The following is a 20,501-nucleotide window of genomic DNA, read 5'->3' as shown; positions in this document are numbered from 1 at the left end:
CATGAAAAAAGGAAAAGTAATCAATTCAGATATTTCACGAGTACTCGCACAAATGGGGCACTTTGATAAATTAAGTATCGGGGATGCAGGCATGCCTGTCCCCTTTGGTACTGAAAAAATAGATTTGGCTGTCTCAAACGGTCTTCCAAGCTTTTTATCTGTTTTAGAAAACGTTTTAGAAGAACTTGAGGTACAATCGATTGAATTGGCGGAAGAAATAAAGACAATGAACCCGGAAATATTGGAAAAAATCAAATTATTGTTACCAGATACACCGATTAGCTTTATCCCACATGAAGAAATGAAAAAAGAGTTGAATAACTGTCATGCATTTATTCGTACAGGCGAAATGACACCTTACGCCAATATTATATTAGTGAGTGGAGTGGTCTTCTAATGGAAACGACAATGAATCCTGAACAGATGGTACTGTCCGAGCAGATTCATATGCTGATTGAACAGTTGGGAGGAAAAGACAATATTGATTCTGTCCTTCCATGTGCGACTCGGCTTCGTATCAAATTGAAAAAACAGCCAGTAGCCAATGCAGAAAAATTAAAACAGCAAATCCCTTCCATTAAGTATTTCATTTTACTCGATAGATATGCAGAAATAATCATGGATCAGGGATTGGCTCCTGCTTACAAGGAATTAACGCGTCAAATCGATCATTCAGCTCCTAAAGAAAAGCTAAATCCGATCGAAAAACTATTTGGTTTGATATCGGAAATCTTTACGCCGATCATTCCGCTGTTTGCCGGTTCTGGTATATTAAAAGGTCTGGTTGTTTTAGCGACTACGATTGGCTGGCTTAGTGAAACAAGCGGAACTTATCATATTTTGTCTGCTGCGTCGAATGCCGTCTTTTATTTTCTGCCAATCTTTCTTGCTTTTTCTGCCGCCAAAACGTTTAAAGTGAATGGATATATTGCGGCTGTCATTGCTGCAGCACTGATTGAACCGAATCTGACCTCTTTACTTTCAGACAGTGGCAAAGCAGCTACTGATTTTCTGGGGATTCCTGTAGTACTGATGCAGTATACGTCTACTGTCATGCCGGCGATTTTAGGTATTTTCTTTTATTCTTTTGTTGAAAAATTCCTCAAAAAATATATTCGCGATAATATGCAATTAGTATTTGTACCTTTACTTTCATTAGTTATCACGGTTCCTTTGACGTTAATGGTATTCGGGCCTGCGGGTGTTTACCTTGGCGAAGGTTTAGCTGCCGCAATTACTTGGATGATGGATATTAACGGACCGATCAGCGGCGCAATCATCGCTGGTGGTTGGAATATTTTGGTAATATTTGGTATCCAATGGGCTGTAAACCCTGTCATGATCAGTAATATCTCTGCTTATGGGTTCGACCGAATCGTTCCGTTGACAGGAGCAGCCAATTTTGGAATGGCTGGTGCAGCTTTAGGTGTATTTCTACGAAGTAAACGTTCAAAAACTCGTTCGATCTCCGGTTCTGCTTTTGCTTCGATTTTACTTGCGGGAGTGACCGAACCAACTGTTTACGGAATTGCGATCCCATTGAAAAAACCATTTGTTGCTGCTTGCATTGGTGCAGCTGCTGGTGGAGCTGTAATGGGATTTGCCCAAGTGAAAGCGATCGCTTTTGTATTTGGTAGTCTGACCACATTGCCTGCATTCATTTCCGGTACTTTTTTCTGGTACTTAGCAGGACTGGCTGTTAGTCTAGTCGTAGCAATGATTACTACTCTCGTTAGCGGGTTTGATGAAGACCTAATGTCTTATGAATAGTTAATGAAAAAGACTGAAGTATGAGATGTTTATCACATATTTCAGTCTTTTTCTTTTTAGGATCATTATTTTTATAAATTTTTGTGATACTTTCCAAACTTTGGTATAATTTACATATGCATAACCATTTTTATCCCCACTTGTTTATCCCCAAACAAAGGTGGTCTATGCAATAAAATGAACGTCAAAGAAAAACGAATGAATGCTCGTTGCTTATTTACAAATTGTTTTATTTAGAATACACAGACAGATTTATGAAAAGAAAAAGCTTTTCGACACGATTATCTGTTCCAAAAAATGTCTAATGAATGCTGAATAAGACAGAAAATCAATGAAAGGAAAAGGACTAGTTTATTATGAAAAATAAAAAAACGATACGTTTGCTAGCTGCTACTTGGCTGATTGCTCCGTCTGTTTTGTCGACCAATACCGTATTTGCCGTAGATAATCAAATAGCTGATCAAACAGTCACAACAGATACGACTACATCCAGCTCAGCTACTAGTGAAACAACGGATTCTTTTACAGAAGACCCAACTGGAACAACTAACTCAACAACAGGATCGACCGAGCCAACTGAAATTGATCCGGCTGATCCATCAGAAAATGAAAAGCCAGCCGAGACATATTCCCTTACAATTGCTCCTTCTTTGATTGGTAAGATCCAACTGACTGCTTCGACAGCGGATTCCCCTGAACAGCAACCTTTGGATATTACGGAAAGTGGAACGGTAGAAGGTTTATTAGCGGAAACGAAGGTAACTTACACTATTACGCCAGCTGAAGGTGAACAAATTGCTTCAGTCGCTGTTAATGGTGCCAAAGAAGTAAATTATGATGCAAAGACCTTTACAGTAGGTACGAACAATTTATCTATTACTGCAGAATTTGAACCTGTACCGGATACTTCAACAGAGAAACCAACTGATCCTAGTGAAGAAGTCCCTAGTACACCAGATCCGGAAACGCCAAACAAACCAGATGTGGGTAATAACAACAATAATAATGGTTCAAATAATTCAAACAATAATAACAATAATTCGAACAGCGGGAATTCTTCGAATCAAACAAACCCATCTGGATCGAATAACAATGGAAATACTCAGAGAGAACCAAACCATCCAAACAATGGTTCATCAAATGGCGGAACGAACAATGCTTCATCTCGTCCAAATACAGCAAATCAAAGCGGTATAGAGAATCCATCTTCTGCTTCTTCTGATTTTGTTGTAAAATCACCAATTGATGCTGTATTGCCTACAAATACAACGAATGTCCAACAAGCAATCGTTCGAGAAGCATTCAAGCATCTTGGAAAACCATATGTATGGGGAGCAAAAGGTCCAAATACTTTTGACTGTTCTGGTTTGACTTATTACGTATATATGAAAGCAACCGGTCATTATATCGGTGGCTGGACAGGCGAACAGCAATATGCAGGTACACAGATTCCAGTAAGTCAGGCCCAACCTGGTGATCTCGTCTTCTGGGGACCTTCTTCTGGTGTTACCCACCACGTAGGTATCTATATTGGGAACGGACAATTTATCCATGCGCCTCAACCAGGAGATAAAGTTCGAGTAACTTCTATTTCAGATTTCACGCCTGATTTTGCTGTCCGAGTAAACTTAGCAGGTTTACCTGCTGCTTCAGGTTCGCTGACAGACGGCTCATCTATTTTAGATGGATTAGATGGCTCGTTCCATTTCAGTCAAAACCAAACAACTGATCAGTTCTTGAAAAAAATTGCAGATGATGCACAGGAAATCGGGCAAAAAGAAGGAATCTACGCATCAGTCATGATGGCTCAAGCTATCCTTGAAAGTGGATCTGGAAACAGCTTATTATCAAGCGAACCAAATCATAACCTTTTTGGTATCAAAGGATCATATAAAGGAAGCAGCGTGACCTTCAATACACTTGAACAAGATAGTTCCGGACAAAGCTACCAAATCCGCGCACAATTCCGTAAATATCCTTCTTACAAGGAAAGTTTGGAAGACTATGCCGACTTGATCAAAAATGGACTGACTGGCAATCCTGATTTCTACAAACCAACTTGGAAGTCGGAAACAAAAGACTACAAAGAAGCAACCAAATATTTGGAAGGACGTTATGCTACAGATCGCCAATATTCACAAAAATTGAACGCGATCATCGAAGCGTACGACCTGACAAAATATGATGAACCGAAAAAAGAAGCAGCAACAACTGAAGAAGCAAACGCTGAAATCCTCAATATGTCTAAGCGATTCGATGTGCCAATCAAATGGACAACAGATGGCGTGCCAATCACAGGATTAGAATTTTCAACGATAAAACGCGTCAACAACGCTTCTTCCATCTTCCGTGTCGCTTCAATCTGGGATTTGTGGAACAATTTTACGGCAAGACAGATACCAGAAACAACTACTCGTACAGTTAAAGCTGCAACTGTTCCTGTACTAACCTTGTTAAGTTTAGACAAATCATTCTGGCTTGATCTGCCTTTAAAGAAATAGAATAAATTAAAAAGGGGATGTGACACTGTCACACTCCCTTTTTAATTTATTCTATTTCTTTATATTTATTTTGTATTCCGTTACAAACTCGCGTACTTGGTTAGGTTCCAGAGTGACATCTCCAAAACTTTCAAGTCGCTCCGCTCCTGGCAGTTCTTGAGTCTCAAATGTGATACCGCCATGATTTACTAATTTATTCCCGCGCATTTCCGGTCCATCTTCTCCAAAATTTGCTGTAAAAATCACGATTCCTGAAGCATCTGTTTTTACTTGGATCGATACTTTTTCATCTGGGCTTGTCAATTCCGCAGCATTTAGTAAACCAGATTGTTTTTTCAACAAAAATGGATGATCGATACCGCCCACTATCATTGATTGGCGAAAATCACTGGCAAAGACCTCACCTAATTTTTTAGGACGTTGGAAGTCAAATGCTGTGCCACTTACTGAAACTACTTCTCCTGTAGGCGTTGTATCTTTATTGAGCGTAGCAAATAATCGGCTATTCAACCAAAGTATATGTTCGTCGATTGACTGTGCTGGATCACCGGTTAAATTGAAATAGACATGATTTGTAGGATTGAATACTGTTTTGCGGTCACTGATCCCTTGGACCGTCACTCGCCATGTATCATCGTTCGTCAGCGTATACCGTACTTCTACATCTAAAGTTCCAGGAAATCCGTTTTCCATGTCTGGGCTAGTCTGATAGAAAATAACCGATGCTTCGTTTTCACCATTGATGACTGTATAATGCCACTGCTTGGCTTCAAAGCTAGGTGCACCACCATGTAAACAATGACCAGTGTCCGGGTCTGTTTTTACTTCGAACGTTTCATCATCTAATTTGAATGTGCCATTCGTGATCCGTCCAGCCATACGTCCGATTGAAGCACCGATATAAGGGTCTTTTTCTAGATATTCTTTTGCTTCATCAAAACCTAAGATCAACTCTCGTTTTTCATTATCGATTATTGTTTGAAAATGAACAACCCGTGCCCCAAGATCACTGACAGACAAAGATGTCCCATTTTGATTCGTGATCGTAATCAAGTGATAGTTTTCGCCAAAATTTTGTTCATTGATTTCCATGTTCCTTGCACCCTCTTTTCTTTCATTTACACTGATTCCAGTATACATGGAAACCGTTTTCTTAACAGCTTATTCCGTGAGTAACGAGAAAAAATTTACTATATTCTAATAAAAGACCGCGAAAAAAGGTTGTGACAAAAATATTGTCACAACCTCTTTTTCCGAACAAACGGTGTTCAAAAGCTTGCATCTGCGGTAATAAGCCCAACCAAACGAAAAATATGAGGAGCTATTTTTGCTTGGCTGTTCTTATTACTTGATGCAGGACAGCTTTTTCACAATCTCTTTTTCAATACGATTCCAGTATATAACCATGTCGTCAGTACATAGTAGATGAAATACAATACGAAGAAGATCGTAAACGGAACCCAAATATCTTTGTATGGATTTTGCATGAATAGACCAAACATTTGTAATCCGAATAAGACATGGACTACACCTAAGATTCCTGGTGCTAAGAATAACACGCCTACTTCTCTACGGATCGATTGTTTAAGCAACCCGCGTCGTGTTCCTATCTTTTCAAGCATTTCATAACGAGCAATGTCACTCTTGCTTCCTGACAAGATCTTGAACATCAAACAGCTAGCAAGCATGGTCAAGAAAGCTAAACCTAGGAAGAATCCCATAAATTCAAAACCAGAGAATAGACCATTATACACTTCATACATTTCATATTTCTGGTTGCTGTACTCTACTTTTTGCAAAGATGGATTGTTCATTTTATTTTGAGCAACAAGTGTTTCGATTGGTTTCAGGTTTGCTTGGAAGTCTTTTACCTGAACTAGCTGTAAAGTGGAGTGTGGCAAGTTCAGTTGATCAAATTCTGATTGACTGACTACCTTGATTTCTTTTTCTTGCTGTTCCGGCAATTCATAGCTTCGAAGTTCCTCTTGTACAGTCAGTTCATTCATTTTTTCAGCAGGAACTTTTTCTTTCGTGATCTTCGGCGGTGTTCCATCTTCATGTTTTATCATGATCAATGGTTGAGCCGCAAATTCACTTGCATTATAGTAAATCGTTCCCGCATCTTCTTTTTGAGTATAAGAAGCAGAAAGTGTTGGTGAAAGTTCTTTGATTTTTTGCTGATCTTCTGCCCGAGGATTATTCATCACTAGATCATATCCAGAATTGTTTTCTGTCAAGTCTGCAATTTCATTTTTAAAACCTAATCCTACCGTCAAAGCGCCCAGTGCCAAGGCAAACAGCATAGCGACCATTGAGAGCATTTGTGTATATTCACGAATACGAAAGTTTAACTGTGACAATGTGAAATTGTTCAATTTTTTCAATGAAATCTGTTCTGATTTCTTTAGTAATGATAAAAAGAAAATGATCACAGAATGGAAAATGAAATAAGTTCCTAATACGATCGTAACTAAGGCTACTCCTATACCAAAGACTTGATAGGTCCCCACGTGTTTCATCATATAGTAACCGCAGCCTAGAAAAGCAATTCCCAGTACTACTTCAAGGAAAAACAAGAATTTATGCTGCTTGATTCTTGTTGGTGTCTGATCCGCACGAATCAATGCTAATATCGGTTTTTTGACAATCGAAAAAGCATTGACAACAGCAGCTAATAAAAACAAAACAGCAAAAAACAAAACAGTGATCAACAACCCGTGAATACTAAAAGGTGTAAAATGCGAAATATTGAGATCTAACTGATCCACTAATAATCGGTGGACGATACTTGTCAATCCTACACCGACAGCTGAACCCACTAAAGTAGCTGCGATCCCTACTAAGAATGTTTCAGAAAAAATCATCTGTGCGATTTTTCTGCCTTTTGCTCCTAGCATCATAAACATTGCATAGTCTTTTTGTCGCATCGTCATCAAAAAGGAATTTGCATATAAAATATAAACGAATGTGATGATCCCTAGTAAAACAGAACCGAATCGGAAAATGATAACTGTAGCCGCAACGATCGTATTACTTTTCAAAAAAGCTTCGTTGCTTGCCATTGATTCAAACATGTAAAAAATAGCAGATGCCATAACTAATCCTGAGAATAACACCAAGTAGTCTCTTAAACGGCTCTTGATCCCAGTAAGTGATAATTTCCAAAGCATAGTCAATCTCCCCCTACTGTTCCAAGTTTCCAAGAATAGATAGTATTTCTCGATAGAAGGAATCACGGCTTTGATCTCCACGTTTCACTTCTTGATGGATACCGCCATCCTTGATGAATAAAATACGTTGGCAATAACTTGCAGAAAACGGATCATGCGTCACAAGAAGAATCGATACATGATCTTTTGTATTCAATTCGTCCATCGTATCTAAAAGATCCCGGGCACTTTTGGAATCCAGCGCACCTGTAGGCTCATCCCCTAATAGAATCGTTGGTTGTGTGATCAATGCACGTGCGGCGGCGACCCGTTGTTTTTGTCCACCGGAAATCTCAGAAGGATAGCTTTCCAAAATATGAGAGATGGATAAACGTTCTGCAATTTTTTGGACACGTTGCTTGATTTCTTTTGGTCTGACGCCTTGTAAAGAAAGAGGAACAGCGATATTTTCTTGTGCTGTCAAGCTTTCTAATAAATTGAAATCTTGGAAAATAAAGCCAATCTCATTCGCACGAAAATCTGCTAGTTGATTTCCTTTTAATGTGGTCACATCTTTTTGATTGATTCGGATATGCCCATCTGTTGGTTTATCTAATGTGGATAAAATATTCAAAAGTGTCGATTTACCAGAACCAGAAGCGCCCATGATCCCAATAAATTCGCCTTTTTCTACATCGAAGCTGATGCCGCTTAATGCTTGCGTCTTTTTCTCATTGTTTTTTCCGTATACTTTTGTTACATTCTGTACTTCGACTATTTTGTTCATTTCTTTCCCTACCCTTTAATTAGTTTTTCCAGTGCTGTTTTCGGCACGTCTTTTTTTTCGACTTCTTCATACGAAGTGACACCTTTATTTTTGTTCCAGGTGATTTTTAAATATGCTCCTTTACGAAGCGGTCGAGTCAATTGTCCCTTGAAGTCCAGTTCTTTTTCCTTACCCTCTTTCGTATAGCCAGGCAGGATATATCTATAGTTGACTGTTTCTTGTCCAGAGTCTGACTTTGAAACTGTTTTTGTACCATCTGTCGTAATTTGTACATAGTATTCTTCTCCACCCATAACTACGTAATCTGCGATTTTCACCCCTGCAAGTACCACAACGATGAAAACAAGTAGACCGATCAGAAGTTTTTTCACTTTTTCCCCTTCTCTCTTACTTTATATACTGATTATAGAAAAAAGCGAACAATTCTGCCTTCGAATCAACTATCATTCTTCTTTCAATTTTGTCATTTTCTTTAAAACAACTAAAAAAAGAGTTCAAGACAATAATCCGTCCTAAACTCCTTCTTCCTATCTTACAAAAAGTATGTCACTTACGGTCTTTCATGTCGCCTGTATTGATAACAGGTTGCGTTCCTTTGTCTGTAATGATTGAGACAAGTAAATTATTGATCAATTGGACTTTCCGATCATCGGTGAAATTGATTTCTTGTCCATCTTCGATTTGCTCTAAGGCCATTTGAGTGATTGTGACAGCTCCTTCAACAATGGTTTGTCGAGCAGACAAAATGGCTTTTGCTTGTTGACGTTGGAGCATGGCACTAGCGATTTCTGTTGCATAGGCTAAATGGTTCAAGCGTGTTTCGATTACTTCGACACCTGCTACTGCTAAACGCTCTTGCAGCTCTTTTTGCAACTCGTCAGACACTGCCGTCGTGTTTCCTCGAAGCGTCAAATCATTCTCATTGAATGTATCATACGGGTATTGGCTAGCGATATGCCGAATGGCTGTCTCACTTTGGATTTCTACAAAATCTTGATAATACGCTACATCGAATAATGCCTTTGCTGTATCAACGACTTTAAAGACTACTACTGCTGAGATTTCGATGGGGTTTCCATCCAAATCATTGACTTTTAAAACAGAACTATTGAAATTCCGAACTTTCAACGAAACAGTCATTTTTTGTGCCAAAGGTATCGTAAGGAAAAAGCCATTTTCTCGAATCGTACCTAAATATTGTCCAAAAAACAAAATTACTTTTGCTTGATTAGGACTGACTACAGTTGCCGAACTTAACAACAATAACGTGATCAACCAAAGAAAAATACTTAAAAAAAGTGCCCAAACTTTCGCTTGCCACATGCCTAAATAGAAGAAAAACAATCCAACTAAAGCTAATACGACCAATCCGACAATCCCTGCATAACCATTGATATAAAATGCTCTTTTTTCTCTCATGCTACTTCCTGCGCTCCTTTATCCTTCAATAAATATCTAATGTTACTTTTTTAATTTTTTTTTCGAATACGCGCCATTACACCTTCTAGTTCTAACTCTTTGTCTTCAGTGATGTACCAACCGCTTGCCTGTGTCCCTCCGGCTGCCTGCGGTAAATAATCCAATTTTGTTCGAACCCAGTGCTTTTCTTCTGTAAAATAGTCTTCTACCAAGACCTCTAGATCCATCCCTGCTGAAAGAGGCAAATCTTCCCGAACAGATTTAAAGATAAATCGTTCCTTCTTCCCATCATACTTCAATATTCCTGTATCGATAATCGGTAAAGAATAATAATCCAGCTCTTTCTTCACCGTCAATAAATGTTTGAAAACTTCATGGTACACTTGCTCTAATTGGCGACCTTCTGAATTGTTCGGGTAATTAACCATCACTTTTTCTTTGTCTGGATCATAGAAGGTTTGGCTTAGTTGAGTGATATAAGTATGTAATCTTTCCATTTCTGTCTTTAACTTTTCTCTTTGACCTTCTTCTACCTTCATATACTCTTTCACCCTGTTTTCTTTTTAGATATTTTCTTTCTTATTTTACTATAGTTATGTGCGTTAAGCGATGAAAAACAGCAAAGATTGGAAGGATCTTTGCTGTTTTTTCTTAAAATATCCAGTTGAGTACAGGATCAATCTGTTTCATTGTCCTCTTGATCCGTCGTAATATTGATCGATGTGTCTTTAGCAGTGATCTTTAGCTTTTTCTGTCCTTGTTCTAACAAAGTATTTGTTATTGGCTGGTAGTCTTTTTCAATATAAGATTCACCAGACGTTTGGATAGTATAGCCACTGTTTTCCATCTCATGCAAAGATAAATTACCACCGTTTAGGATGACTTTTCCTTCTTTGCTGATCAAACTGTCTTCTAGATGGAAGTTGCTGTTTTCACCTGTGACGATCAAGTTATCCACATTGGCCTCATCTAGTCGAAGTGAGCCTAATTCATCTTTCGCAGTTATTGTTCCTCCTGTAAATTCATTGAACGATACCCAGCCATCATGTGTCTTAGTATTCACTTTTTTGATTGATACTTCGTTGATATCAATTGCACTATTATTCCCTTCGATTGTCAATTCAGATAATTCATGATCTGCAGGGACAACTATAGTGATTTGTGCACTTGTGTCTTCTAAACTAATGATTGCACCTGTTGATTTTTTGACTGCATTCACAGTCAACACGCCATTTGTCTCCTTTATTTCTGGCTTTTCTGTCTTATCATAAGTCGTTTTTATCTCAAAATCCAATCCGCGTATGACCGAAACTGTTTGATTTTCTGCATGGATGACGATTTTGTTTGCATCCTTGATTTTTTTTGTCTCAGTAACCATATCGATCAACCGAGGACCATTATCCCAAGTCAGACTTTTTTGAGCGCCTAATGTATAAGTTGCACCTGCTAGGAGGCCACCAGTAAGCATCAGACCAATACCGGTAATCAAAAAATGTTTCAATCTCAATTTATGTGTCCTCCTTCAAACGCCCGCTGAATGCAGATCTCTTTTTGTAATAAAACGTCGTCCCATCCATTTAACAAAGTTCATCATGACATAAAAAAGCCCTTTTGTTCCTTTCAGCAACAGTGGCGAAATAAATACTGCGCTTCCTGTGGCGAACAGACCGACACCGATAAAGAATAATCCACTCAGAATCGATTGTCCAAACACACTTATTCCTGAGATGATCATGAATAGGCCAACACCTAAGATACTGATACATAAAACATAGATACTAAAAATGAGCGCTAGTAAAGCAACCAATAGTCCCCCAATAACCAATATAAACCCCAGTGCTAGTGGAATGAGGACAGGAGAAGCAAATAAACCGATAATGATTAACCAAATCAGGCGAATTTGTCTTTTTGGATTTTTCACTAACTCGTTTTCTGCTTGTTCTTCTTCTGAAAAGTAACTGATTTTTAATTTTAAGGCAAACTGCTTTGGTGTACCATATTCATCAATGATCTGATCTAATGTTTTTCCAGAATCTAAAAAATATTCCTCATAATACTGGATCAAATCAAAACGATCGTCTTCAGGAATTTCTTGAAGATGATCCACAACTTCATTCAAATATTCATTCATTTGTGCTCTCCTCCAATAACCGGTCTAAAGAATCTCGAAAAACAATCCATTCATCAATAATTTCTTCTAAATGACGACTTCCCATTGGTGTCAACGAGTAATATCGACGGTTTCTGCCTTCAAAAGGTTCATCATAGGTCTCAAGATATCCTTCTTTTTTCAATCTTCTCAAAACCGGATATAGTGTAGATTCACTGACAGAGAGACTTTCTTGTACGATTTTTGTTAAGGCATACCCATACATATCTTCCTTGCTTAATGCTGCTAGCACAGTACCATCAAGAAGAACAGTTGGAATCTGGATGTGCATTACGTCACCTTCTATTCTCAAGTGTAATATTTTATTTCAATCTATATTATACAACATATAATATAGTTTCAAAATCAGTTTGTCAAATACAAAAAAACTGACTAAAAGATTTGATCCTTTTTAGTCAGCAAAAAAATGGCTTCTCTTTGATTTTTATTATAACAGTGGCATAATCCAATTTGTCCACATCCAGCTCAGTGGCATGATAACGATCATTGCAGGTATCATGTCAGCTACTGGGAACATTTTCACGTTGATCATTCTAAAACCGGTAGCGACCATCAAGAATCCGCCGCAAGCTTTAAAATCTAAGATCATGTCTGGTGTAGTCAATGGATAAATAAATTTTGCCAATAAGAACAAAATATAAAAAATAATGAATTGGGGAATTGCTATCACAGAAACGACATACCCTAAATTACACGCAAAAATAGCTGCTGTGAAAAAATCAAGGACAGATTTAGAAATCAAAATCGTACTGTCTCCAGTCATCCCAGAATCTAAGCTTCCATAAATCCCCGTACCACTTGCACAAAATAAAACAATGACCGTCACTAATGTGCTGATAAATTCATCGTGGGTCATACCAAGCTTTTCGCTAGGGAAGATTTTAGAAATAGGTACTTGCATCAACGCAGCACCCTTGTTTATCCCATTACCTAAATGAACAATCAGACCAATCGCTGTTCCTACCACCAAAGCAAAAATAACAGCTGGCATATTTTTCATTGGCGCAATGGAATAGATCCCCATCCCCATCGAACACACGCCAAAAACCATCGTCAGCTGTGCTTTAAAGTGTTCGCTTAATTTATTTCCTACTAATCCGCCAATTAGTCCGCCAAGCAAAACGGAACCTACATTGATCAAAACTCCAGTTGGCATCAAAAAACTCCTCTCTTTTTCTACGAAGCGAAAAAAATCAGAAAAATTTCTGTAATTATTGCTTTCGCTGCAAGAAAGATTGTACCAGACAGAGTAGGTTACACCAATTCATTTTTTGTGTTAAAGTATTCTTTATTGGAATAAGTAGGAGGAATATGATGGATATCCATAAATTTGAAGTTTTTCTTGATTTAGCCGAAACAATGAATTTCACCAAAACTGCTGAACGACAATTCACCACCCAAGGAAACATTTCTAAACAGATTCTTTCGTTAGAAACAGAATTAGACGTCAAATTATTCGAACGCGCCCATAGAAAAATCGAATTGACCGAAGCTGGAAGCTTATTGCTCCCATATGTAAAAAATGTCGTAGAACAATACCATGCTATGCAAGAAGTGCTTGAAACCTATACGAAAGACAACAATCTTTCATTAAATATCTTAACGATACCGACAATGATCAATTATAAAGGTTTTTCCAAAATCACCGAGTTTTTGAAACGCCATCCTGAATTTACGGTCCAGTTGAAAGAAGTGGAAAGTATCGAACTGACTTATGACGATACAAATGAACATAGTGATACGATCCACTTTGCCAGAAGCTTTCAGGCCCCACCAAGTTCGATTGAGTGGTTGCCTACTGAAACAGACGATTTTGTAGCAGTTCTACCTAAAAATCATCCTTTAGCTAGTAAAAAGAAATTGGATCTAAGCGAACTGAAAAAGGAGAATTTTTTGGTTCTTGGCCCTACTACGAACTTGTATCAACCTGTGCTGGACTTGTGTCGCGAAGCTGGATTTGAACCGAGAATCTCTTATAAAGGATCAAGGATCGACTTGATCATCAATATGATTGCAAATGACATGGGGATTGCTATTGTTATGGAAAAAACAGTCAAAAATCTGTTAAAAGAAAATACTGTGATCCTCCCCATCTCTCCAACAAAAGAAAGTTATCTCGCATTTACGCGTAAAATCGGTGAACATTCTTTGGCTTCAGACACATTTTGGGAGTATTTGAGACAAGAAGAGAACTAAGCCCTTCATTTTCTATCTATCCATCAAAAAAGAGAGCGACTCATGACTTTCGCTCTCTTTCTTGCATCATGTCCTTGTTTCAATGACACCTCTAACATTTCTCGTAGTTCAATAAGAAAGCAGCGATTTTTATGCCAAAAGAACCGTAAGAACATTTCCCTAATCACAAAAAAACGACTAAAAACCCCTAAAAACCTTCAATAGAATTTTTAGGGGTTTTATTCTTTTTCCTATTGTTTACTTAACCGTATCATTGCTGTCGTTCCTACTCCTTCGATACTACTATAATCAATACGTCCATCATGCAGTTCTAGAATTTTTTTAACCAGTGAAAGTCCTAGCCCATTCCCAGAAATTTGACGACTTGTATCTCCTTGATAAAATTTTTCAAACATTCGATCTCTGGTCTCTTCATTCATTCCTACACCTGAATCGGTCACTTCCAGTACAATCTCTGTGGCTGTCTCAAATAGTTTGATATGAATCTGTCCATTGATTTGATTGTACTTTATGGCGTTATCCATGATATTCAACCACACTTGGTACAAAAACTCTTCATTGCCTGTGTAATTTACTGCAGCAAGTTCGATATCCAATTCTAGCTGTTCTTTCTCCCATTTAGGCTGCAAAAAAACGATTACTTCTCGAATTTGTTCATCTAATCGGTACTCTTTCTTTTCCAGTTGGATACGCTGGTTTTCCAGTTTGTTCAATTTTAAGATGTTCTCTGTTAATTGTGAAAGCTGCGTGATACTTTCGATAATCCGATATAAAAATATTTGGCGTTCTTCGTCAGAGAGATTTGGGGCTTGTAACAATTGTACATATCCTTGGATCGTTGCTAATGGTGTTTTGAATTCATGGGATACACTGGACACAAAATCATTCCTCAATGTTTCGATACTATTGAGTTCTTGGACCATAACATTGAAATCTTTATACAGTTGCTGTACTTCTGCTACTTTCTGCTGTTCATCCATTCGAATCGAAAAATCTCCCGTTGCTACCAGACTCATATTTGTCCCTAGCGCACTGATTGGATGCAGGATACGCCGCCCAACAAAAATCGATATTCCTGTACCCACGACCATACTGAACCCCGCAAAGACGAATAACGGGTATAACGTTGGTTTTCCAGCCGATTCAGCAGGCGAGATAGAATGTCGAGACAATAAGAAAATAAAACCAAGAAAACACAGCAGTGTTACTAAGATCGAAATAAATACGATACTAGCAAAATAGATCCATAATTGTGAAAATAGCTTCTTTTTCATCTTTAAATAACCGCCTTATAGCCTAGTCCCCGTACTGTGATGATTTGAAAATCTTCTGTCTTTTCAAAACGGGTCCTTAAACGTTTGATATGTACATCGATCGTTCGTTCTTCTGTATTCGTGTCTAATCCCCAAATATCGTCCATCAACTGCTGGCGAGTGAAAATCTTGTTTGGATAAGACAGTAATTTATACAGAAGCAGAAATTCTTTTTGAGGCAGAATAAAAGAATGCTGATTTTGTACCACAGTATAAGTATCCAGCTCTAATTTTGTTTGCCCAATCGTCAAGATACTGCTGTAATTGATTTTTGAACGTCGAAGCAATGCTTCCACACGCAGGATCATTTCATTGACATCGATGGGTTTTGTCATATAGTCATCTGCACCTAATTTGAACCCACGTTTCTTGTCCTCGAAATCAGCCTTTGCTGTAATCATCAGAACTGGCATGTCGAATCTGGCGTTACGTAATGATCCTACCAAGTCATAGCCATCCATTTCAGGCATCATGACATCTGTAATGATCAATTCTATATGTGTCGCTTCTAGTTTTTTCAGCGCATCCTCTCCATTCAGTGCGGTGATGACTGAAAAGCCCGCTCGTTCCAACACAGAACGGTAAAGCAACTGTAATTGCGGATCATCTTCTACTACTAAAATACGATTCATTGATCTCCCTCTGTTTTTTGAAAAATTTCTAGATTTTTTCTTGTAGTTCATCTTCAGTTAACATTTATTTCGTATACTACGATCATTGTTCTGATATACTTATTAGTATACCGAATATTTCAATACGGGAGAAGGGTGATTATGCTTCAATTAAAAGATATAAAAAAATATTATAAAGTCGGCGAAACCACCACCAAAGCATTGGATGGTGTGTCTGTCGCTTTCAGACAAAAAGAATTCGTAGCGATTTTAGGTCCTAGTGGTTCTGGTAAAACGACTATGCTGAATGTGATTGGTGGACTAGATAATTATGATTCCGGTGATATGGTAATCAACGGAAAGTCTACTAAAGACTTTAAGGACAGTGACTGGGATGCCTACCGAAACAACTCTATCGGTTTCATTTTTCAAAGTTACAACTTGATTGGTCATCTAGGCATTATTGAAAACGTTGAACTTGGGATGACATTAAGTGGTGTTTCTAAAGACGAAAAACGAAAACGGGCAGAAGATGCATTGCACCGGGTCGGCTTGACAGATCATATGCATAAAAAGCCAAATCAGTTATCTGGTGGACAAATGCAGCGAGTGGCCATCGCTCGAGCACTAGCCAATGACCCAGATATCCTTTTGTGCGATGAACCAACCGGAGCGTTAGATACAGAAACAAGTATCCAGATCATGGAATTGATCCAAGAGTTATCGAAAGAAAAATTAGTGATCATGGTCACACATAATCCTGAATTGGCCCATCAATACGCAGATCGGATCATTGAATTTTCTGATGGTAAGATCTTAACAGATTCCCATCCTCACATCGAACGACCAAAAGATGATCAATTTAACTTACGCAGAACAAAGATGAGTTTTTGGACAGCGTTGAAGCTTTCCTTCAACAATATCCGAACAAAAAAAGGACGTACTTTCTTGACCTCCTTTGCTTCCAGTATTGGGATCATCGGAATCGCGATCGTTCTGTCCCTTTCTTCTGGATTCCAAAAACAAATCGATAACACGCAAGCTGAAACGATGGCGAAATTTCCGATTACTATTTCTAAGGTAACGACTAACCAGACTCGTGACGATGCCGGATTGGGTGCAAGCAAAGCGGATTATCCAGACAGCAAAACGATTACTGCAAAAGTCAGCGAAGAAGATAAAGCACAGCACACGAATAAGATTGATCAAACATACGTCGATTACGTAACAGACATCGATCCTAACTTAAGTAATAATATCGGATTTACCCGTACTACAGGAATCAATCTTTTACGTGATGTAAATGGCAAAGTACAGCCTGTCAGCTTCTCGAATCAAAATCCTGATACGGAATCTCTTTCTTTATCTAGTACGATGTCAGCAATGACAGGTGTGGGAGTGTCAAGTTTCCCTACACAGCTTGACACTAGCAAAGAAAACTTTTTAAAAGACAATTATTCTTTACTTGCCGGAAGTTATCCAGCCTCAGCAACAGATGTCGTGCTGATCGTAGACGGCAATAATAATACTAATATCAACGCATTGAAGAATCTTGGATTTGATGTGAAAGAAGACGAAAAACTTGATTTTGATGATATCGTTGGTACAACATTCAAATTAGTAAACAACAATACTTACTATACAAAACTTCCAACTGGGAATTTTATCCCTAATACAGATTATGATGCGATGTATCAGAATGCTTCTGATGAATTGAAGATCTCGGGGATCCTACGCGTGAAATCTTCTTCTACAATGAATCTCTTATCTCCAGGAATCGCTTATAGCGATCAATTAACGACTCAAATCGTCAACGAAAACAAAGAATCAGAAATCGTCAAAGCTCAAAGAGACAGTGATGTAAATGTCTTAACTACTGAAAAAGTTGACGAAAATGCCAAACAAACATTGCTTAGTTATTTAGGTGGAGACAGCTTGCCTTCAAGTATCATGATTTATCCGAACAATTTTGAAGACAAAGAAAAGATCTTGGATTATCTAGATGATTACAATAAAGGCAAATCAGATGAAGATAAAATCATTTATACTGATTTAGCTGGAACGATGACTGAACTGACTGGCGGATTGATGGATGCTATCACTTATGTCCTTATTGCTTTTGCAGGGATCTCTTTAGTAACAAGTATGATCATGATCAGTATCATTACTTATACATCTGTGATTGAACGGACAAAAGAAATCGGTGTACTAAAAGCTTTAGGTGCACGTAAAAAAGACATCACTCGCGTATTTGACGCAGAAACGTGTATTTTAGGTATTTCTTCTGGGATATTAGGTGTGTTTATTGCATGGCTAGCTACATTCCCTATCAATAGCATCTTATACAACATGACGGATCTAAAAAATGTTGCTCAACTAAATCCTGTCCATGCGATTATTCTAGTGATCGTCTCTACTATATTGACGATGCTTGGCGGTCATCTTCCTGCACGAATGGCAGCGAAAAAAGACGCCGCTATCGCTTTGCGTGCAGAATAAGGTTGTGACAACCACATTTAGATTTGAGTCATAAGAGCGCTGAAATAGTAGAAAACAGCAAGAAACGAGGAAGTAATATGTTCCTTGTTTCGCGCTGTTTTTTTTTAATTATTTTTTATAATTCTGGTATACTTTTCTTTCCTTTGTACCACAACTCTTCTGGCGTATACCTGTCTTTTCCATTTATGAATACTGTTCCATCTGCTTCAATCGTTACTTCAGTCCCAATCCACATATTACGAGAAAGTGCGAGAAGATTTTTTCTTTTTCCTCTTCCTTTTTTTCCAAATTGCAAGGCATCGGTTATCTCTTCTGTCCAATGAGATTTCACGTATTTTACTTCTCCGTTTTCAAATGTAACTTTCAAAATATTCGCTATATTTTCCACTTTTACTGCTTTAGGAAATGACTCCTCCATTTTTTCACTTTCCTTCTGTTAATTTTAAGTATACGCTTTCTTTTAGTGATAAGTATATCATAGTTTATTCTATTATCAAAAAAACGCATCCATTCCATTGTAGAATACTTTACCGAACAAGTTGAATTGTTTTCCTCTTTTTCACCTTTTACTATAGATAGGTAAAGACAACTAAGGAGGAATCTCTCATGACAGATCAACCGTATGATTTAAGAAAAGTCATCGAAGAACTAAAAACACTTCCAGGTCAATATCACGAAACAGATATTGAAATCGATCCTGAAGCAGAATTATCTGGTGTTTACCGTTATATCGGTGCTGGCGGTACAGTAAAACGTCCGACTCAAGAAGGACCAGCTATGACTTTCAACAATATCAAAGGTTTCCCCGGCACACGTGTGAACATCGGAACAATGGCCAGTCGTAAACGTGTAGGTGAAATTTTGCACCATGATTATCGAACACTTGGTCGTTTCTTGAAAGACGCTGTAGAAAATCCAATCAAACCTGTGAAAGTAGACAAAGCAGACGCTCCAGCACAAGAAGTCGTTCATCTATCTACCGATGCAGACTTCGATATTCGCAACATTTTGCCTGCACCTACAAATACTCCTGAAGATGCTGGTCCATACATCACAATGGGTGTAGTCTTAGGATCAGATCCAGAAAAAACAATGAGCGATGTAACGATCCATCGTATGGTTCTAGAAGATAAAGATACGATCGGTATGTACATCATGCCTGGTGGGCGCCACATTGGTCACTTCCAAAAACAATTCGAAGCCTTGAATAAACCAATGCCTATCACTATCAATATTGGTTTAGATCCAGCAATTGCCATTGGCACGACTTTCGAACCACCTACCACTCCACTTGGCTACAACGAACTATGGTGTGCAGGAGCTTTGCGTAACGAACCTATTCAAATCGTTGATGGTATAGCAGTCGATGAAGTGGGTATTGCTCGTGCTGAATTCATCATTGAAGCAGAAATCATGCCAAATGAAACAATGCAAGAAGATATCAACACGAACTCAGGAAAAGCAATGCCAGAATTTCCTGGCTATACTGGGGATGCTAATCCAGCTGTACAAGTAGTGAAAGTCAAAGCAGTTACTCACCGAAAAGACAATCCAATCATGCAAACAACGATTGGTCCCAGTGAAGAACACGTATCTATGGCCGGTATTCCTACAGAAGCAAGTATTCTTGCCTTGGTCGATAAAGCTATTCCAGGAAAAGTAGTAAATGTCTACAATCCTCCTGCAGGTGGTGGTAAATTGATGACCATCATGCAAATCCGTAAAGAAAACGAAGCGGATGAAGGTATTCAGCGTCAAGCAGCTATTCTTGCTTTATCAGCCTTCAAAGAATTGAAGACAGTCATTTTAGTCGATGAAGATGTTGATATTTTCGACATGAACGATGTAGTTTGGACTTTCAACACTCGCTTCCAAGGAGATAAAGATATCATCGTGATCCCAGGAATGAGGAACCATCCATTGGACCCATCAGAATTACCAGAATATAATCCTGGCTCTATTCGTTTCCGTGGGATGAGTGCAAAAACTATCTTTGACGGTACAGTTCCTTTCGATATGAAAGAACATTTTGTACGTGCAAAATTCCAAGAAGTAAAAGATTGGGAAAAATATTTGAAATAATGAA

The 20,501-nt window shown here is 38.3% G+C and carries 19 protein-coding genes; 6 read left to right on the top strand and 13 right to left on the bottom strand.

Annotation, left to right across the window (positions count from 1 at the left end; genetic code table 11):
* Nucleotide 1 precedes the first annotated feature (1 nt).
* The 3 genes from rbsD to IGL31_RS01905 all read left to right on the top strand — a co-directional run bounded on the left by rbsD (nt 2) and on the right by IGL31_RS01905 (nt 4,271).
* Nucleotides 2-397: a D-ribose pyranase gene (gene rbsD, locus IGL31_RS01915; RefSeq protein ID WP_086299883.1), complete on the top strand. Its 396-nt coding sequence runs from the start codon at nt 2-4 to the stop codon at nt 395-397.
* A complete protein-coding gene (locus tag IGL31_RS01910; RefSeq protein WP_002325300.1) occupies nt 397-1,770 on the top strand; it encodes a PTS transporter subunit EIIC in 1,374 nt (457 codons plus the stop codon). The genes rbsD and IGL31_RS01910 overlap by 1 nt, the downstream gene beginning before the upstream one ends.
* 356 nt (nt 1,771-2,126) lie before the next feature.
* On the top strand, nt 2,127-4,271 hold the full coding sequence (locus tag IGL31_RS01905; protein WP_086299884.1) for a glucosaminidase domain-containing protein: 2,145 nt from the start codon (nt 2,127-2,129) through the stop codon (nt 4,269-4,271).
* A 51-nt stretch (nt 4,272-4,322) separates the two neighbouring features.
* Here IGL31_RS01905 and IGL31_RS01900 read toward each other — a convergent pair whose 3' ends face one another.
* The 10 genes from IGL31_RS01900 to IGL31_RS01855 all read right to left on the bottom strand — a co-directional run bounded on the left by IGL31_RS01900 (nt 4,323) and on the right by IGL31_RS01855 (nt 12,952).
* A complete protein-coding gene (locus IGL31_RS01900) occupies nt 4,323-5,363 on the bottom strand; it encodes an aldose epimerase family protein (RefSeq protein WP_002286298.1) in 1,041 nt (346 codons plus the stop codon).
* 275 nt (nt 5,364-5,638) lie between these two features.
* Nucleotides 5,639-7,441 (bottom strand): FtsX-like permease family protein, encoded by a 1,803-nt coding sequence (locus IGL31_RS01895; protein WP_086299885.1) that lies wholly within the window; start codon nt 7,439-7,441, stop codon nt 5,639-5,641.
* Nucleotides 7,442-7,454: 13 nt separating this feature from the next.
* The gene (locus IGL31_RS01890) at nt 7,455-8,207 is read right to left on the bottom strand and encodes an ABC transporter ATP-binding protein (protein ID WP_002286304.1); all 753 of its coding nucleotides are present in this window, start codon (nt 8,205-8,207) and stop codon (nt 7,455-7,457) included.
* 8 nt (nt 8,208-8,215) lie between these two features.
* A complete protein-coding gene (locus tag IGL31_RS01885) occupies nt 8,216-8,578 on the bottom strand; it encodes a YxeA family protein (protein WP_002286306.1) in 363 nt (120 codons plus the stop codon).
* Nucleotides 8,579-8,753: 175 nt separating this feature from the next.
* Nucleotides 8,754-9,626, bottom strand: a complete 873-nt coding sequence (locus IGL31_RS01880; protein ID WP_002286307.1) for an SPFH domain-containing protein — start codon at nt 9,624-9,626, stop codon at nt 8,754-8,756.
* 50 nt (nt 9,627-9,676) lie between these two features.
* Entirely contained in the window at nt 9,677-10,165 is a 489-nt protein-coding gene (locus IGL31_RS01875; RefSeq protein ID WP_002286309.1) for a DUF5348 domain-containing protein, read from the bottom strand.
* Nucleotides 10,166-10,302: 137 nt separating this feature from the next.
* Complete coding sequence (locus IGL31_RS01870) at nt 10,303-11,094, bottom strand: DUF4097 family beta strand repeat-containing protein (RefSeq protein ID WP_086299998.1); 792 nt, start codon at nt 11,092-11,094, stop codon at nt 10,303-10,305.
* Between the two features lie 54 nt (nt 11,095-11,148).
* The gene (locus tag IGL31_RS01865; protein WP_002286313.1) at nt 11,149-11,757 is read right to left on the bottom strand and encodes a DUF1700 domain-containing protein; all 609 of its coding nucleotides are present in this window, start codon (nt 11,755-11,757) and stop codon (nt 11,149-11,151) included.
* A complete protein-coding gene (locus IGL31_RS01860) occupies nt 11,750-12,067 on the bottom strand; it encodes a PadR family transcriptional regulator (RefSeq protein WP_002286315.1) in 318 nt (105 codons plus the stop codon). The genes IGL31_RS01865 and IGL31_RS01860 overlap by 8 nt, the downstream gene beginning before the upstream one ends.
* Before the next feature lie 156 nt (nt 12,068-12,223).
* A complete protein-coding gene (locus IGL31_RS01855) occupies nt 12,224-12,952 on the bottom strand; it encodes a DUF554 domain-containing protein (RefSeq protein ID WP_086299886.1) in 729 nt (242 codons plus the stop codon).
* 158 nt (nt 12,953-13,110) lie between these two features.
* Here IGL31_RS01855 and IGL31_RS01850 point away from each other — a divergent pair, with 158 nt between their 5' ends.
* A complete protein-coding gene (locus IGL31_RS01850; RefSeq protein ID WP_086299887.1) occupies nt 13,111-13,992 on the top strand; it encodes a LysR family transcriptional regulator in 882 nt (293 codons plus the stop codon).
* A 230-nt stretch (nt 13,993-14,222) separates the two neighbouring features.
* On the opposite strand, the gene IGL31_RS01845 is transcribed toward IGL31_RS01850, so the two are convergent.
* Nucleotides 14,223-15,266, bottom strand: coding sequence for a HAMP domain-containing sensor histidine kinase (locus tag IGL31_RS01845; protein WP_002294614.1), 1,044 nt, complete (start codon nt 15,264-15,266; stop codon nt 14,223-14,225).
* Between the two features lie 2 nt (nt 15,267-15,268).
* The gene (locus IGL31_RS01840) at nt 15,269-15,937 is read right to left on the bottom strand and encodes a response regulator transcription factor (RefSeq protein ID WP_002297412.1); all 669 of its coding nucleotides are present in this window, start codon (nt 15,935-15,937) and stop codon (nt 15,269-15,271) included.
* Nucleotides 15,938-16,078: 141 nt separating this feature from the next.
* On the opposite strand from IGL31_RS01840, the gene IGL31_RS01835 reads away from it, so the two are divergent.
* The gene (locus tag IGL31_RS01835) at nt 16,079-18,415 is read left to right on the top strand and encodes an ATP-binding cassette domain-containing protein (RefSeq protein WP_002297413.1); all 2,337 of its coding nucleotides are present in this window, start codon (nt 16,079-16,081) and stop codon (nt 18,413-18,415) included.
* 115 nt (nt 18,416-18,530) lie between these two features.
* Here IGL31_RS01835 and IGL31_RS01830 read toward each other — a convergent pair whose 3' ends face one another.
* The gene (locus IGL31_RS01830) at nt 18,531-18,833 is read right to left on the bottom strand and encodes a hypothetical protein (RefSeq protein ID WP_002286327.1); all 303 of its coding nucleotides are present in this window, start codon (nt 18,831-18,833) and stop codon (nt 18,531-18,533) included.
* Between the two features lie 188 nt (nt 18,834-19,021).
* Here IGL31_RS01830 and IGL31_RS01825 point away from each other — a divergent pair, with 188 nt between their 5' ends.
* The gene (locus IGL31_RS01825; RefSeq protein WP_002319200.1) at nt 19,022-20,497 is read left to right on the top strand and encodes a UbiD family decarboxylase; all 1,476 of its coding nucleotides are present in this window, start codon (nt 19,022-19,024) and stop codon (nt 20,495-20,497) included.
* Nucleotides 20,498-20,501 lie beyond the last annotated feature (4 nt).

Origin of the sequence: Enterococcus sp. MSG3290, from assembly GCF_050555565.1 — a bacterium.
GTDB lineage: Bacteria > Bacillota > Bacilli > Lactobacillales > Enterococcaceae > Enterococcus_B > Enterococcus_B faecium.
This window is presented reverse-complemented; position numbering and strand designations above follow the sequence as displayed.

Bases quoted from the DNA above. Each gene is read 5' to 3' on its own strand.
- rbsD (WP_086299883.1), top strand. From the start codon at position 2: ATGAAAAAAGGAAAAGTAATCAATTCAGATATTTCACGAGTACTCGCA.
- IGL31_RS01910 (WP_002325300.1), top strand. From the start codon at position 397: ATGGAAACGACAATGAATCCTGAACAGATGGTACTGTCCGAGCAGATT.
- IGL31_RS01905 (WP_086299884.1), top strand. From the start codon at position 2,127: ATGAAAAATAAAAAAACGATACGTTTGCTAGCTGCTACTTGGCTGATT.
- IGL31_RS01900 (WP_002286298.1), bottom strand. From the start codon at position 5,363: ATGGAAATCAATGAACAAAATTTTGGCGAAAACTATCACTTGATTACG.
- IGL31_RS01895 (WP_086299885.1), bottom strand. From the start codon at position 7,441: ATGCTTTGGAAATTATCACTTACTGGGATCAAGAGCCGTTTAAGAGAC.
- IGL31_RS01890 (WP_002286304.1), bottom strand. From the start codon at position 8,207: ATGAACAAAATAGTCGAAGTACAGAATGTAACAAAAGTATACGGAAAA.
- IGL31_RS01880 (WP_002286307.1), bottom strand. From the start codon at position 9,626: ATGAGAGAAAAAAGAGCATTTTATATCAATGGTTATGCAGGGATTGTC.
- IGL31_RS01875 (WP_002286309.1), bottom strand. From the start codon at position 10,165: ATGAAGGTAGAAGAAGGTCAAAGAGAAAAGTTAAAGACAGAAATGGAA.
- IGL31_RS01870 (WP_086299998.1), bottom strand. From the start codon at position 11,094: ATGCTTACTGGTGGCCTCCTAGCAGGTGCAACTTATACATTAGGCGCT.
- IGL31_RS01865 (WP_002286313.1), bottom strand. From the start codon at position 11,757: ATGAATGAATATTTGAATGAAGTTGTGGATCATCTTCAAGAAATTCCT.
- IGL31_RS01860 (WP_002286315.1), bottom strand. From the start codon at position 12,067: ATGCACATCCAGATTCCAACTGTTCTTCTTGATGGTACTGTGCTAGCA.
- IGL31_RS01855 (WP_086299886.1), bottom strand. From the start codon at position 12,952: ATGCCAACTGGAGTTTTGATCAATGTAGGTTCCGTTTTGCTTGGCGGA.
- IGL31_RS01850 (WP_086299887.1), top strand. From the start codon at position 13,111: ATGGATATCCATAAATTTGAAGTTTTTCTTGATTTAGCCGAAACAATG.
- IGL31_RS01845 (WP_002294614.1), bottom strand. From the start codon at position 15,266: ATGAAAAAGAAGCTATTTTCACAATTATGGATCTATTTTGCTAGTATC.
- IGL31_RS01840 (WP_002297412.1), bottom strand. From the start codon at position 15,937: ATGAATCGTATTTTAGTAGTAGAAGATGATCCGCAATTACAGTTGCTT.
- IGL31_RS01835 (WP_002297413.1), top strand. From the start codon at position 16,079: ATGCTTCAATTAAAAGATATAAAAAAATATTATAAAGTCGGCGAAACC.
- IGL31_RS01830 (WP_002286327.1), bottom strand. From the start codon at position 18,833: ATGGAGGAGTCATTTCCTAAAGCAGTAAAAGTGGAAAATATAGCGAAT.
- IGL31_RS01825 (WP_002319200.1), top strand. From the start codon at position 19,022: ATGACAGATCAACCGTATGATTTAAGAAAAGTCATCGAAGAACTAAAA.